Below are 14,654 nucleotides of genomic sequence, written 5' to 3'. Positions count from 1 at the left end.
ACTAGTAATTGTTACTAACGATTTTAACGAATTTTTAAGGTCGCTAAACCCACCAACACCAAGACCAATGAAATAATCCAAAAACGGACAATTACCCGCGGTTCAGGCCAGCCTTTTAATTCGTAATGGTGATGAATTGGGGCCATTCTAAATATTCGTTGGCCACGTAATTTATAGCTGCCGACTTGTAAAATAACCGACACGGTTTCCATCACGAATACCCCGCCCATAATAATCAACAACACTTCTTGACGAACTAAGACGGCAACAATACCTAAAGCGGCACCCAATGCTAATGAGCCAACATCGCCCATGAAAATTTGGGCTGGGTAAGTGTTAAACCATAAAAAGCCTAATCCGGCGCCGAATATTGCCAAACAAAATACCGTTAGCTCACTGGCTAAGGGTAAATGTGGCAAATGGAGGTAATGAGAAAAATTGACGTTACCCGTCAAATAAGCGACCAAACCAAACGCTCCGGCCACCATTAATGTCGGTACAATAGCCAAACCATCAAGACCATCGGTCAAGTTAACCGCGTTGCTTGAACCTACTAAAGTAAAGTACACCAAGGCAATATAGAGCAAACCAAGCTGAGGCAAGACATCTTTGAAAAACGGCACGATAAAGACGGTTTCACTCGGCGAACTGGCGGTGAAATACAAGAAAAAGGCGACGCCTAATGCGATAGCAGATTGCCAAAAGTATTTCCAGCGAGCAATCAAACCATTAGAATCTTTGCGCACGACCTTGCGATAATCATCAACAAATCCGATGATGCCAAAACCTGAGATGACAAATAACACCACCCAGATGTAACTGTTGGTTAAATCAGCCCATAACAAGGTACTGAGAATAACAGCCCCCAGAATTAATATGCCGCCCATGGTCGGGGTGCCTGATTTGCTCAAGTGAGATTGTGGACCATCATCACGTACGGTTTGACCAATTTGCATCCGCTGCAGATAGCGGATTAATTTAGGCCCCATCCAGAGCGAAAAAGTCAGTGCGGTTAACGCCGACAAGATACTGCGCAGGGTCAAATAAGAAAAAACATTAAACCCGGTAATGTATTGGGTTAAGTACTCGGCTAACCAGACTAGCATTGGCTCTGCTCCCCTAGTGTTGAGTAAGCGATTTTAATCTGCGCGACCACTTGTTCCATTTTGGCACTTCGTGAACCCTTAACTAACACCGTAGTGTTAATAGATTGGTGTGAGTGTAACTGCTGCTCAATATGTAGGTTCAAACTGTTCTTATCCTCAAAATGGTAATGCTGGCCAGAAAATGTGCTGGCATAATGTTGGCTAAATTGGCCAATGGTTAATAATAAATCTATTTGTTGTTGTTCAATGACTGGCCCAAGTTCTTTATGACACTCGACGGCGTAATCACCCAATTCAGCCATGTCAGCTAACACCAGAATTTTATAACCCTGACGTCGACCTAACAGCTTAACCGCCGCGGCAATCGAACTGCTGTTGGCGTTATAAGTATCGTCAATCACGGTCACTAACGGCGATAACGCACTAAAATTTAAGCGCCCTGCAACATCTTGCATCGATTCAAGCCCCAAAGCGATGTCGCTAAGACTGGCGCCAACGGCTAAACATGCCGCGGCAGCTGCCAAGGCGTTACCGACATTATGTTGACCAGGCAACGCTAGCTCAACCCACTGCTGACCAAGCGGAGAGTTTAAGGTAAAGCGCGCTTTACCGGCGGCATTAAAACTTAAATCGGTTGCATATAAACTGCTGTTTTCACCGGCTTCGGTGGTAAATGTCGTTATTTGACGCTTAACATTAAGCTGCTGCCATGAACTGGCGTGCTCACTGGCTTGGTCAAATATCGCCTCACCCTGAGCACTTAAATGATTAAATATTTCTGTTTTTGCTTTTACCACCCCAGCAATGCCACCGAAACCTTCCAGGTGGGCCGCGCCAATATTGGTAATAAGGCTAACATCGGGTTGCACTAGGCTACTGGTATAGTCGATTTCACCAACATGGTTAGCCCCTAGCTCTATCACGCCAAAATCACAGTCTTTGGTTAACCGTAATAAGGTTAGCGGCACCCCAATGTCGTTATTAAAATTACCGGCGGTAGCTAATACCTGCCCGCGGTTTGATAAAATTGCCGCGACCATTTCTTTAACCGTGGTTTTACCGCAACTGCCAGTGATCGCAATAAATTTAGCATCACATAACTGGCGGTTAAGCGCGGCTAATTGACCAAGCGCGACGCGAGTATCTTTGACGATAAGCTGCGAGACATCACTTGCTGCAACATCTTGCTCAGCATTAACAATTATCGTGCTTGCGCCTTGCTTTATGACTTGGTCGATAAACTGATGGGCATCGAATGTTTCACCATAAAGTGCGACAAAACAGTCACCCGTTGTTACCTGCCGTGAGTCAGTTATAACCGACTCAATCACCCGGTCGGGGCCAAGCAGGCGCCATCCTAATTGGGCAACTATGTACGAAAGCTTAACTGCGATCATCGATTGACTCCTTGCTTAGTCGAGCCAGTACTTTTTGCGCCCAAACTCGCTCATCATAATCAAGCGTTTCAGCGCCAAGTAACTGATAATCTTCGTGACCTTTACCAGCTAATAACACAATATCATTAGCGCTGGCCATCTTAATAGCCAGTTCAACGGCCTTAGTGCGTTCGAGCTCAACCTTGATAGCCGCTGGTTTTTGGATCCCAGCAAACATCTGCTCAATAATGAGTTGCGGTGATTCACTGCGACTATTGTCCTGAGTAAAAATAACCTTGTCGGCATATTGTTCTGCAGCCGCAGCCATTAGCGGCCGCTTGCCTTGGTCGCGGTCACCGCCACAACCAAACATCACCACCAGCTCGTTATCACAATGCACCCGCAATGCCTGCAGTGCTTTGACTAACGCATCACTGGTGTGGGCATAATCAACCACTACCGTTGGCAAACCAGCCACTGAGAAAGCTTCCATGCGACCAGCAACTGGCGATAACTGTGGTGCGAGCTCAAGCAGCTGCTCAAGTGTAAAACCAGCACTGACTAAAATATTTAACGCCGCTAAGATATTTTCTAAATTAAACGCGCCCAGCAACTGACTGCTCAGTTGGCCTTGCTGCTGATTGGTAACAATAGTCGCGTCAATCCCGCCCGTATGATAACTCACGTTTGTCGCAACCAGATATTGCTCAACATCAGGCTGGCGCTGATTAAAGCAACTGACCTTAACCTTGCTATCCCATTGCTCTAACCATTGTCGGGCAACGGGATCTTGGCCATTAAGCACCGCTTGCAAGCAATGCTTGGCACTAAATAATTGCTGTTTGGCCGCCGCATAACCTGCCATGTCACCATGAAAATCAAGATGGTCACGACTTAAGTTAGTAAAAGCTGCAACGTCGAAGGTTAAATCTGCGATTCGGTGCAAGGCCAAACCATGAGACGATACTTCCATCACCGCATAACTTGCGCCCGCGGCCACGGCTTGCGCTAAATGACGCTGAACATCAATCGCATTAAGCGTGGTATTGATGCTAGGCTCAAGTGCTTCGATAAAACCATTGCCCAGCGTGCCTAAGGTATAAGCACGCTGGCCGAGTAATTCTAACCACTGCGCAATCAATTGGGTGACCGTGGTTTTGCCATTGGTGCCAGTGACACCGATTAAGGTCAAGTGCTGACTTGGCTGGCCGTAATAATCGCCTGCTATTTGCGATAATTGCGCCACTAAGTCACTCAGGTGCACAATCGCGCCATCAGCAGTCAGTTCAACATAGCTGACTTGCTCTGGTGCTAGTTCACTTAAGACTGCCGCGGCGCCTTGCTTTAATGCAGCGGCGCTAAAGCGGCGACCATCACATTGGCTGCCGTTTAATGCCACAAATAACCAATCGGTATCGAGCGTTCGATTATCAAGACTGATGCCTTTAATGGTAATTTTTTCGAGTTTTTCCAGCTCGGTTTCAGGCAATAATCTGCGGAGTAAATCTGTTAACAACATCGAATTAGGCTGACTCATTTTATGCCCCTATTACTACCTGACAGTGAGGGTAATGAGGCTATATCTATTGGTAATTCAACGGTTTTACTTGGCGCGACATTCAATAACTGCAAGGCACCTGTTGTTACTTTTGCAAACACTGGCGCGGCAACGTCGCCACCGTAATATTTGTCACCTTGGGGCTCATTAATAAACACGACTGTTACTAGGCGCGGATCATCAATTGGGGCAATCCCGGCAAATGAGACTAAATACTCGTCGCCATAACCGCCAGCAATCGCTTTTTGAGCCGTACCCGTTTTACCAGCCACCCGATAACCACCAATCCGAGCTTTAAGTGCAGTGCCACCTTGCTGTGTCACCCCTTCCATCATATTTAAGACCGCATTGGCAACACGCGGTGAAACAACCTGAGTTGAGCTCGGTGGCTGCTCAAGTTTTAAAATGGAAACGGGATTAAGTCGTCCTTGGTTAGCAATAACTGAATAGGCTTGCGCCAGCTGCAGTGGTGTCACCGTCATGCCATAACCAAATGACAGGGTAGCTAATTCAAAATCGGACCAACGGCGTCGCTGCGGCAACAAGCCAGGACTTTCGCTCGGCAAGCTAATGTTAGTATGCGCGCCAAAACCTAGTGCTGAGAATGCACCCAAATATTGTTGTTTAGGCACTGATAATGCAAGCTTGCTGACTCCAACATTCGATGATTTTGAGATCACAGTCGCAACATTTATTTTGCCATAGTTATGGCTGTCTTTAATGCGACTGCCGCCAATCCGGTACCAGCCAGGTGAGGTATCAATGACCGAATCAACCTTAAACTTACCAAAATCGAGCGCGGTCATTACGGCCAGCGGCTTCATGGTCGAGCCCGGTTCAAACGCATCGGCAATTGCGCGGTTACGTAATTTATGCGGCGCCATGGTCCGGCGGTTATTCGGATTAAATGACGGTATATTAGCCAGCGCTAATACTTCACCCGTTTTAACATCAAGCACCACAACAGAGCCCGAAGTAGCACGGTAATATTCAGTCGCAATCTTAAGCTCACGGTAAGCGATGGCCTGGATCCGCTGATCAATACTGAGCACAATATCGTTAGCGTGTTCGCCCTCTTCAACGATATCGAGTCGCTCGACCACCATGCCATCACGAGATTTTCGCACTTCTTGCTTAATTGGCGCACCGGTTAACCAGTCATCAAAACTGCGTTCGATGCCGTCCTGGCCTTTATCATCAATATTGGTATAACCCACCACATGAGCAACAACCTCACCGGTCGGGTAATAACGCCGAGATGAAGGTTTAAGGTAAACGCCAGGGATTTTTAATTGTTTAATATAATTGGCTTGCGCCGGTGAAACTTGACGTTTTAGGTAAGCAAAACGGCGTTTTTTATCTTTAACGGTTGCCAAGACATCAGCTAATGGTCGTTCTAATACGTCTGACAAGGCCTGCCAGCGGCGCATATCGCTCAAGCCATTATTGCTATGAACTATTTTAGGATCAACCCACACTATTTCAACAGGTACGCTTACCGCGAGTGCACTGCCATGTCGATCAAAAATATTACCACGATGCTCTTCGCTTATGGTGGTTCGCAACGAGCGCATATCGCCTTGCTCGCGCAAATGTTTAGAGTCGATCAACTGTAAAAAACTAACGCGTGCAACAATGCCAACAAAAACCAGAATAATTAAACCGGCAATGACGTACAGCCGCCATGAAATGAGGCCTGGTTGACTATTTACTTTCGCTTGTTTTTTCAATTTAATGACACCGCTATTTCTTTTATTGTTGATGGGCGTTTCATCAGTAGCTGTTCCGTTGCTATGCGTTCAATTCGACTATGTTCGGCCAAGGCCATTTCTTCGACCAATAAATGTCGTGCTTCGAGCTTTAGTTCATCACGCTGTTGACGCAATTCTTCCCAATGACCAATGTACAAGCGATTTTGATGGCTGCTGTAAACAACGGCAATGGCCGAGCCCAGCACCACCAAAATCAATACGACTAACCATAGGTGACTTAACAAATCGGCCAAAATGACCTTGGGTAAGTTAACTCGCCGCTCGTCAGTCATTAACGACTAAAGCTTCTGCGCTAAACGCAACACTGAGCTGCGCGAACGTGGGTTAACGTCTATTTCATCTTTCGATGGTTTTATCGCTTTGCCGATGGCTTTAAAATTTCTGCTTTTGTTAAGCTCGTCTTCGGTCATTGGCAAACCAAAAGGTACTTCTTTGCCTTTCGATTGCTTTCTGATGAAACGCTTAACGATCCGGTCTTCCAGTGAGTGGAAACTAATAACCGACAACCGTCCCTCAGATTTTAAGACGTCGATTGAAGCCAACAAGGCTTGCTCTATTTCTTCTAATTCACTGTTAATGTAAATTCTGATCGCTTGAAACGTTCGGGTAGCCGGATGCTTGTTACGATCTTTTTTCGGCACCACTCGCGCCACAAAATCAGCGAGTTGCTTGGTGGTTTCAAACGGCGTTTCTTGACGATCGGCGACAATCGAGCGCGCAATATGAGTCGCCCAGTTTTCTTCGCCAAAGTTTTTGATCACATAAGCAATCTCATCGACATCAGCTTGTGCCAACCACTGCGCCGCGCTGCGGCCAGTGGTTGGATCCATTCGCATATCAAGTGGGCCGTCACGCATAAAGCTAAAGCCACGCTCAGCGTCATCGAGCTGGGGAGAAGATACGCCCAAATCCATTAATACACCGTCAATTTGACCCGTTAAGTCAAGATCTTCGACATAACTTGCCAACTGAGAAAATGGTCCGGCGAGAATGCGAAAGCGTGAGTCTTCAAGCTCAAGCTCTTTGGCCACGGCAATCGCTGTTGGATCACGATCGATACCAAATAACCGACCGTCTGGGCCCAATTTTGATAAGAGCTTACGTGAATGACCGCCACGACCAAAAGTCGCGTCAATATAGATGCCGTCAGATTTTATCGTTAGTCCGTCTAGCGCTTCATCGAGTAAAACGGTAACGTGAGAAAATTGTTGAGTCATAATCTAAAGTGCTAGATCCTTTAAGCGAACTGATGTGCTGAAATCAATCGATTTCACTAACGCTAAGTGCTCTTGCGTTTGTGCCAACCATTGAGTTTCATCCCATAATTCAAATTTATTTACTTTACCAACCAACATTAATTTTTTATCAAAGTCAGCATGTTGTCTTAATGGAGCCGGCAATAATACCCGGCCATTTTTATCCATCTCGCAGTCATTAGCATTACCAAGAATTAAACTCTTGATCGCCGCTTCTTGCGGTTCAAAATCAGACAACAGCATCAATTTTTCTTCTATTGGTTGCCATTGGTTTATTGGATATAACATCAAGCAAGGACGTTTAATATCGATAGTACAGACCATTTTCCCTTCCCCTTGCAAGCGCACTACTTCGCGATACACAGTTGGCATCGTTAAGCGTCCTTTTACATCGAGATTAATAGCGGTCGTGCCACGAAACATCTATGTTTCCCTTGTTATAATCCCAATAAATCCACTTTGTGACACTTATTGCCACTTTAAACAATTTTAGGGGGATGAGGAAGACACGTCAAGACACAATTGACGACTTTTGATCTGAATAGCACAAGAGACTGAACTTATTAAAAAAGATAGTTGATTTATTTTCGTACGATTCGTCACAAAAATAGCGAGTAATGACTGAAAACAAATAGGATTAGACCCAAATATCTTTATTTACAGCTAATTAAACGGGAAAATAAAAAAGTGCCAGCGGTGAAATTTTTTATACCACTTAGCCTGTCTATATAAGTTATCCATGAAAGTTGCGAGTACAAAAATGAATAAATCAAAAGTCATCTTAATTACGACCTTGGCGCTTATTATAGGGCTATTCTTCTTATTAGGCTGGGATCAGTATCTCAACCTTGACTACATAAAAAGTCACCAAAGTGAATTCGAACAAAATTTAACCAAGTCTCCTTGGCTCACCACTATTACGTTCTTTGTCGCCTACGTCATCATAACTGGCGCTTCGTTGCCCGGCGCGGCGATCCTCACCCTAATTGCGGGTGCATTATTTGGCCTGGTATATGGCACGTTGTTAGTCTCATTTGCCAGTACGCTTGGCGCGACCCTAGCTTTTTTAAGTTCGCGCTATTTATTGCGCGACAAAATAAACAAAAAATTCAAACAGCAGCTAACTACCATCAACCAAGGCATAGATAATGAAGGTAACTTTTATTTATTTGGCCTGCGCTTAGTACCGATTTTCCCATTTTTTATCGTCAACTTGGTCATGGGGGTCACCTCAATTTCAACTAAACGTTATTTTATCGTCAGTCAATTAGGCATGTTACCTGGCACGCTAGCGTTTGTGTTTGCCGGCACCCAACTAGGTCAAGTAAACGATCTCAGTGGCCTTATTTCTGCGCCTTTATTAGCGGCATTTGCGCTATTAGGGGTAATGCCGTTGCTGACCAAGCGACTGCTCGACAAACTGCAAGCTAATCGTATTTATCGCCCTTATCAGCGACCTAAGTCTTTCGATTACAATCTTATTGTTATCGGTGCTGGTGCCGGTGGTTTAGTAAGCTCTTATATCGGCGCTGCTGTTAATGCTAAGGTTGCCCTCGTTGAAAAGCATCAAATGGGTGGCGACTGTCTTAATACTGGCTGCGTGCCATCAAAAGCCTTAATTAAAGCCGCCAAATTTGCCCATGAAGTAAAAAAGTCCGAGCAACTAGGCTTTGAACAATCAACAACCACGGTCAACTTCGCCAAGATCATGGCCCGCGTCCATCAAGTAATCAAAAAAATTGAACCCCATGACTCTGTTGAGCGCTATAGCAAGTTAGGTGTTGATGTAAAACAAGCAACCGCCCATATTGTTGATCCTTGGACAGTCGAGATTGATGGTAAGCCTTTCACGACCGCTCAAATCATTATTGCCACTGGCGCTAGACCTTTTGTGCCGCCAATCAGCGGGCTAGATCAAGTAAATTACCTGACGTCCGATAATTTGTGGCAATTAACCGAGCTGCCGCAGCGATTGATTGTTTTAGGCGGTGGTCCAATTGGCAGCGAGCTAACGCAAGCCTTTGCGCGATTGGGCAGTCAAGTCAGCCAAGTTGAATTGTTTGATCGGATCATGCCGCGTGAAGATCCCGAGGTTAGCGAATATATTAAGCAGCAATTTATTGATGAGGGCATCGACGTGCTAACTAATCATCAAGCGTTACGCGTTGAAGTAACTGACGGCTGCCAGCGGCTTATTTGTCAGGTTCAAGAACGAGAAGTGGCGATCGAATTTGATCACATTTTAATAGCAGTCGGCCGTAGTGCTAATACGGCTGGTTTTGGGCTAGAGCAGTTAGACATAACATTGCGGCCAAATAAAACCATTGCGGTCAATAAATATCTGCAAACCAATTATCCTAATATTTACGCCGTAGGCGATGTTACTGGCCCTTATCAATTTACCCATGTCGCGGCACATCAAGCGTGGTATAGCGCGGTCAACGCCTTATTTGGTCGATTCAAAAAGTTTGCGGTTGATTACCGAGTTATTCCTTGGGCGACCTTCGTTGATCCAGAAGTCGCCCGAGTAGGTCTTAATGAAACCGAGGCCGCTGAGCAAGGCATCGATTATTGTGTCACTCGGTATGATATTGATGATTTAGACCGCGCAATTGCCGACAACCAAGCCAAAGGCTGGATTAAAGTGATCACCGCAGGCACCACAGATAAAATACTCGGCGTCACTATTGTGGGTCACAACGCCAGTGAGTTGCTCACCGAGTACGTTACGGCAATGAAATATAATTTAGGCTTAAATAAAATTCTCGGCACGATTCACCTTTACCCTACGATGAGTGAAGCCAACAAATATGCTGCGGGGGTGTGGAAGCGCAATCACGCGCCGCAATATATCTTGGGCTTATTAAAGAAATACCATAACAAAGTAAGAAGCTAGCTGTTCTTTTGTCATACCTGCAGTTAGATGCTTCGCCGCTCATCGGATAAGCACCTAACTGCGCCATTGTGTAGATTTAGGATAGCTCGTTGCCGATCCTAATTCCTACCGATGGCCCATTAATTAAAACATTAACAATATAAAAATTTAGCTGTAGAAATATATATTTACACTCAACTGATCGCTGCTACTCGTTTAATTAACGATTCAGGTCAAGGACAGAGCAGGCTCATGCCCTTTATTAATTGGCGCGATTTTGTTAGTTTAGGATCATAGTCATTATTACATTGGCTCACGAGAACAATTCTGGGCAGTAAAACATCACTCATAAAAGGGTCTATTATGTCTAGCGTTTCAGCAACCAACTCAAACAGTGGCCAGCAATTACTAACGGCTTCCCTTGCAAAAAATTTGCAAGAAGCGAATGGTAAAATGGCATTGCAATTAATTGAATCAGCCGCCAGTACTCAACACGTAATGGCCAGTCCGCAGCCAAGCGCTAACCTGGGCAATCACGTTAATATAAAAGCTTAAGTATCTTACGGCCTGATACGATCCACCGATTAAGTACCCATCAAGATATCTTGTGAGTCTTGGGCTGTTTGCTTAAGGTAGTGCCACAGATGACTAACTCTAGCTAGACGCATCCGATCACTGGGCGCAGCAATCCAAAAACTGCGAGTAAGATTGATCTGATCGAGCACCCGCACTAATTGGTCTGATTTATCCGCTAAAAAACAGGGTAAAATTGCCACTCCTAATCCCTGCTCAACCGCGCTAAATTGCGAAATAACACTGGTACTTCTAAAAATAGGTTCGATATCACTCAAGTAATGATTTAAGTAACTCAGTTGATCGCTAAACAGTAAATCATCAACATAACCAATCAACGAATGCTGACTCAATTGCTCCAGGTTACTAATCTCACCATGCTCTGCTACATAGCGTTTACTGGCATACATCCGCAAACGGTAATCCGACAATTTTGAAACAACTAACAGCTCATTTTTAGGCTTTTCAATCGTTACCGCCAAATCAGCTTCATGTTGAGTTAATTTAACAAAACGCTGTAGCGGCAATAAATCAACGGTGATATTAGGATGGCTGTTGAAAAACCCGCCAAGATTTGGCGCGATAAAAAAACTACCAAAAGCATCCGTCGTGCCGAGCCTAACATTGCCCTGCTCCTGCAGGTTTCTTCCTTGCAAAATTTCAAGAGCGCTTTGTGTCTTCTGTTCAATCACAATCGCTGTCTTTAGTAATTCATGACCATCACGGGTTAAGGTGTGGCCGCCCGCACCGCGGTCAAATAATTGTGTCTCCAATAACGACTCTAGTTTATGGACCCTTCTTGAAACTGTTGATGAATCTAATTTTAATCTTTTAGCGGCTAAGGATAAGGTCTCTGCTCTGGCCACTTCTAAAAACACTTTTAAATCATCCCAGTTCATCAATATTGTGTCCTATGTTAGTGGTAAATTTAACCGTGAGTAGCCTTGCATTTATGCAAGGGTGCCTTGCGCTCACTGCTCTTGTCAAGCGTTCCCCTAAGCATTATGCTCAGTTGATGCTTGGGATTAACGTAAACGTAAACGCCAACGCTAACGCTAACGCTTTGATGATCCCTTAGTCCGCTAATAAAAAAGGATATATTATGTCAGTTCGCCGCATTCCAATGATCATCAACGGTCAAAAAGTTGAGTCCACGTCAGGCAAGTGGATTGATGTCGTTAATCCCGCAACTCAAGAAGTCGTTGCACAGGTCCCCTTTGCGACACTTGACGAAGTAGATAGTGCGATTGAAAATGCCCATGAGGCCTTTCAGTCGTGGAAAAAAGTGCCGCTGGGTCAGCGCATGCGGATCATGCTAAAGCTGCAATTTTTAATCCGTGAAAACACCAGTAAACTCGCTGAATTAATTACTTTAGAGCATGGTAAAACCCTGCCAGATGCCGAAGGTGAAGTCGCCCGTGGTTTAGAAGTAGTTGAACATGCTTGCTCGATTACTTCGTTACAGCTGGGTGAAATGGCCAGCAATGTTGCCGGCAATGTTGACGTGCATACCTTGCACAAGCCACTAGGCGTGGGCGCTGGTATTACCGCCTTTAATTTCCCGGTAATGTTGCCTTGTTTTATGTTTCCGCTGGCTATCGCAACCGGTAATACGTTTGTGCTCAAACCCTCGGAACAAGATCCATCCGCCTCTTTATTATTGGCTGAACTTGCGCTAGAAGCTGGTGTGCCACCGGGTGTATTAAATGTCGTGCACGGCGGCCCAGAAGTGGCTAACCGTTTGTGTGAGCACCCATTAATTAAAGCCGTATCATTTATTGGCTCGACTAATGTTGGCACCCATATTTACCAAAATGCCAGTGCCCACAATAAACGAGCGCAATGTATGATGGGTGCTAAAAACCATTGTATTATCATGCCAGATAGCGATAAAGATCAGGCAATCAATAATATTCTTGGCGCAGCCTATGGCGCGGCAGGACAACGCTGTATGGCAAATTCAGTGGTTATTTTAGTCGGTGAAACCCGTCAGTGGGTTGACGAAATAGCCAAACGTAGCCATGAAATGAAGGTCGGCCCAGGCACAGATCGCAGCGCCGATTTAGGCCCAGTGATAACGCCACAAGCCAAACAGCGGATCATTAAACTCATTGATTCTGGTGTTGAGCAAGGCGCCAATTTAATGGTTGATGGGCGTAATTGTGTGGTGGCTGGTTATGAAAAAGGTAATTTTGTCGGTCCAACCATGTTTAGTGGCGTAACCACCGAGATGGATATTTATACCCAAGAAATCTTTGGCCCAGCACTGTTAGTTTTAGAAGCCGATACCTTTGAACAAGCTATCGAAATCATTAATGCCAACCCGAACGGCAATGGTGCTTCAATATTTACTAACTCAGGATATTACGCTCAGCGTTTTGAAAATGAAGCTGATGCCGGTCAATTAGGCGTTAATATTCCGATTCCGGTGCCCGTTGCATACTTTAGCTTTACCGGTTCACGCGGCTCTAAATTGGGTGATTTGGGCCCGAACGGTAAGCAAGCAATTGCTTTCTGGACCCAGACTAAAACTGTCTCGACGCGTTGGTTTGCCCCAGGACAAGATGCCGGCGCGGTGAATACCACGATCAGCATGTAATAAGTTTTTTAACTGGCAATAAAAAACCGCTGTGATAGCGGTTTTTTTATCGGCTAGCCGATGATATGAACCGACACGGTCACTTCTTCGCGGTCATGATATAAGTGCTTACATTGCAGCTCATAACGCAAACCAGCACGTCGCAATTTTGCTTCAATATGATCTAAACACTTATAAACTTCAATAAAGCGCTTTTTCATCGGCAATTTAAGATTGAAGATGGTTTCGCGACACCAGCCCTTCACTAACCAATCAGACATCAGATCGGCGACCTTAATCGGCTTTTCAACCATGTCACAAATCATCCAATCAACATTTCTTTCCGGCACAAACTTAAAGCCGTCTTCCATAAAATGCGTGACCTGGCCAGTGTCCATTAGTGATTGCGCCATCGGGCCGTTGTCTATCGCACTGACAAACAAACCACGTCTAACCAATTGGTACGTCCAACCGCCAGGACAAGCGCCTAAATCAACGCCCCTCATGCCTGAGCTTAAGCGGTTTTCAAGCTTATCTTTAGGCACAAACAATAAAATTGCTTCTTCAAGTTTTAGCGTCGATCGACTCGGCGCCGCCGCCGGGAACCTCAAGCGCGGGATCCCCATAAAAAATGGTGAGTTATTATCAGGATAAGAATACCCTAAAAAACCTTGCGATGAATCTAGCATCATTAAGTGGATAACTGGCTTTTTCAGGTGCTCTTTTTTTAGTAAGCAACCTTGTTTACGCAGCGCGCCACGTAAAGGCACAGTAAACTTACGGCAGAAACTTAACAATTCTTTCGCTTCATTGGTATCTGGTGTTTCAACCCGAATATCGCCACAAACTGGTAATTCGCTAGCCGCTTCAACAATCACACTGATCCGGTCGTCACTTGGCAAATCCTGTAACTTAGCCACCAACACAATCATCTGTCGAGCAAAAACTAACTTAGTAAAAGCTATTCGCTGCGCTAGTTTGTCTGCTTGGGCTAATTCCTGACAAACAAAATGTACATAACCAGAATTATCTTGAACCACACAATAACCGAAAACTTCTTGATCACTGGCTATTTTCTGAATTTCGCCTGCACATTCTTTTTCAAAGCCACGACGACAATAAAGTAATAAACCGCTATCCATTTAACTCTCTCTACTAGTTACTTTGTTATTAAAGACGGCAGCGAGCAACAATGCTAACCAGCCTAAAATAAAACATGCCCCACCAATGGGGGTTAATATGCCTGCGATCTTAGCGCCACCAAAGGAAAATAGATACAAGGGACCACAAAATAAAGTGATACCCAGCGCAAAAAAACCAGCACTAACTAACCAACGTCGAGCGCCCGTTAACTGATACCAAGCCGCAAGCCCTAGCAACGCTAACAAATGATAAAAATGCATCGTACTGGCTTTAGCGAATACCTGTGTTAAATACGGGTTGGCCACCATCACCGCACTGTGACTAGCCGCAGCAGCAAGTCCAGTGGCAAGCGCGCCATTAAGACCGACAAAGCCTAATAATATCCGACAATAAATATTCATATTTCTCTCTATGGGG

Annotated in this window: 13 protein-coding genes; 3 read left to right on the top strand and 10 right to left on the bottom strand. The window is 45.1% G+C overall.

From position 1 onward, the window contains the following. Positions 1–23: 23 nt before the first annotated feature. From mraY to mraZ, 7 genes are read right to left on the bottom strand one after another with little or no spacing between them, the layout of a single operon-like run. On the bottom strand, positions 24–1,106 hold the full coding sequence (gene mraY, locus HRU23_01825; GenBank protein ID NRA52859.1) for a phospho-N-acetylmuramoyl-pentapeptide-transferase: 1,083 nt from the start codon (positions 1,104–1,106) through the stop codon (positions 24–26). Continuing rightward, positions 1,100–2,503, bottom strand: a complete 1,404-nt coding sequence (gene murF / locus HRU23_01820) for a UDP-N-acetylmuramoyl-tripeptide--D-alanyl-D-alanine ligase (GenBank protein ID NRA52858.1) — start codon at positions 2,501–2,503, stop codon at positions 1,100–1,102. The genes mraY and murF overlap by 7 nt, the downstream gene beginning before the upstream one ends. Then, on the bottom strand, positions 2,490–4,019 hold the full coding sequence (gene murE, locus HRU23_01815; GenBank protein NRA52857.1) for a UDP-N-acetylmuramoyl-L-alanyl-D-glutamate--2,6-diaminopimelate ligase: 1,530 nt from the start codon (positions 4,017–4,019) through the stop codon (positions 2,490–2,492). Before murE ends, murF begins: the two co-directional genes overlap by 14 nt. Next, positions 4,016–5,770, bottom strand: a complete 1,755-nt coding sequence (locus tag HRU23_01810; GenBank protein NRA52856.1) for a peptidoglycan glycosyltransferase FtsI — start codon at positions 5,768–5,770, stop codon at positions 4,016–4,018. The genes murE and HRU23_01810 overlap by 4 nt, the downstream gene beginning before the upstream one ends. Then, complete coding sequence (ftsL, locus tag HRU23_01805) at positions 5,767–6,084, bottom strand: cell division protein FtsL (GenBank protein ID NRA52855.1); 318 nt, start codon at positions 6,082–6,084, stop codon at positions 5,767–5,769. Before ftsL ends, HRU23_01810 begins: the two co-directional genes overlap by 4 nt. 6 nt (positions 6,085–6,090) lie before the next feature. Then, the gene (gene rsmH / locus HRU23_01800; protein ID NRA52854.1) at positions 6,091–7,029 is read right to left on the bottom strand and encodes a 16S rRNA (cytosine(1402)-N(4))-methyltransferase RsmH; all 939 of its coding nucleotides are present in this window, start codon (positions 7,027–7,029) and stop codon (positions 6,091–6,093) included. A 3-nt stretch (positions 7,030–7,032) separates the two neighbouring features. Next, complete coding sequence (mraZ, locus tag HRU23_01795; GenBank protein ID NRA52853.1) at positions 7,033–7,491, bottom strand: division/cell wall cluster transcriptional repressor MraZ; 459 nt, start codon at positions 7,489–7,491, stop codon at positions 7,033–7,035. Between the two features lie 337 nt (positions 7,492–7,828). Between mraZ and HRU23_01790 the strand changes: the two genes are divergently transcribed. Further along, positions 7,829–9,964 carry an FAD-dependent oxidoreductase gene (locus HRU23_01790; protein NRA52852.1) on the top strand — a complete coding sequence of 712 codons (2,136 nt, stop codon included), beginning with the start codon at positions 7,829–7,831 and terminating at the stop codon, positions 9,962–9,964. Positions 9,965–10,306: 342 nt separating this feature from the next. Further along, a complete protein-coding gene (locus HRU23_01785; protein ID NRA52851.1) occupies positions 10,307–10,498 on the top strand; it encodes a hypothetical protein in 192 nt (63 codons plus the stop codon). Positions 10,499–10,527: 29 nt separating this feature from the next. On the opposite strand, the gene HRU23_01780 is transcribed toward HRU23_01785, so the two are convergent. After that, on the bottom strand, positions 10,528–11,415 hold the full coding sequence (locus tag HRU23_01780) for a LysR family transcriptional regulator (GenBank protein NRA52850.1): 888 nt from the start codon (positions 11,413–11,415) through the stop codon (positions 10,528–10,530). Between the two features lie 203 nt (positions 11,416–11,618). On the opposite strand from HRU23_01780, the gene HRU23_01775 reads away from it, so the two are divergent. After that, on the top strand, positions 11,619–13,115 hold the full coding sequence (locus tag HRU23_01775) for a CoA-acylating methylmalonate-semialdehyde dehydrogenase (protein ID NRA52849.1): 1,497 nt from the start codon (positions 11,619–11,621) through the stop codon (positions 13,113–13,115). 53 nt (positions 13,116–13,168) lie between these two features. On the opposite strand, the gene rlmM is transcribed toward HRU23_01775, so the two are convergent. Then, positions 13,169–14,236 carry a 23S rRNA (cytidine(2498)-2'-O)-methyltransferase RlmM gene (gene rlmM / locus HRU23_01770; protein NRA52848.1) on the bottom strand — a complete coding sequence of 356 codons (1,068 nt, stop codon included), beginning with the start codon at positions 14,234–14,236 and terminating at the stop codon, positions 13,169–13,171. Next, positions 14,237–14,638: a DUF423 domain-containing protein gene (locus tag HRU23_01765; GenBank protein ID NRA52847.1), complete on the bottom strand. Its 402-nt coding sequence runs from the start codon at positions 14,636–14,638 to the stop codon at positions 14,237–14,239. Positions 14,639–14,654: the final 16 nt, after the last annotated feature.

It is taken from the genome of Gammaproteobacteria bacterium, assembly GCA_013214945.1.
Taxonomy (GTDB): domain Bacteria; phylum Pseudomonadota; class Gammaproteobacteria; order Enterobacterales; family Psychrobiaceae; genus Psychrobium.
This window is presented reverse-complemented; position numbering and strand designations above follow the sequence as displayed.

Excerpts from the sequence above, each read along its gene's own strand:
- HRU23_01780 (NRA52850.1), bottom strand. The coding sequence starts at position 11,415 with ATGAACTGGGATGATTTAAAAGTGTTTTTAGAAGTGGCCAGAGCAGAG.
- murE (NRA52857.1), bottom strand. The coding sequence starts at position 4,019 with ATGAGTCAGCCTAATTCGATGTTGTTAACAGATTTACTCCGCAGATTA.
- HRU23_01775 (NRA52849.1), top strand. The coding sequence starts at position 11,619 with ATGTCAGTTCGCCGCATTCCAATGATCATCAACGGTCAAAAAGTTGAG.
- HRU23_01785 (NRA52851.1), top strand. The coding sequence starts at position 10,307 with ATGTCTAGCGTTTCAGCAACCAACTCAAACAGTGGCCAGCAATTACTA.
- HRU23_01765 (NRA52847.1), bottom strand. The coding sequence starts at position 14,638 with ATGAATATTTATTGTCGGATATTATTAGGCTTTGTCGGTCTTAATGGC.
- mraZ (NRA52853.1), bottom strand. The coding sequence starts at position 7,491 with ATGTTTCGTGGCACGACCGCTATTAATCTCGATGTAAAAGGACGCTTA.
- rlmM (NRA52848.1), bottom strand. The coding sequence starts at position 14,236 with ATGGATAGCGGTTTATTACTTTATTGTCGTCGTGGCTTTGAAAAAGAA.
- HRU23_01790 (NRA52852.1), top strand. The coding sequence starts at position 7,829 with ATGAATAAATCAAAAGTCATCTTAATTACGACCTTGGCGCTTATTATA.
- ftsL (NRA52855.1), bottom strand. The coding sequence starts at position 6,084 with ATGACTGACGAGCGGCGAGTTAACTTACCCAAGGTCATTTTGGCCGAT.
- rsmH (NRA52854.1), bottom strand. The coding sequence starts at position 7,029 with ATGACTCAACAATTTTCTCACGTTACCGTTTTACTCGATGAAGCGCTA.
- murF (NRA52858.1), bottom strand. The coding sequence starts at position 2,503 with ATGATCGCAGTTAAGCTTTCGTACATAGTTGCCCAATTAGGATGGCGC.
- mraY (NRA52859.1), bottom strand. The coding sequence starts at position 1,106 with ATGCTAGTCTGGTTAGCCGAGTACTTAACCCAATACATTACCGGGTTT.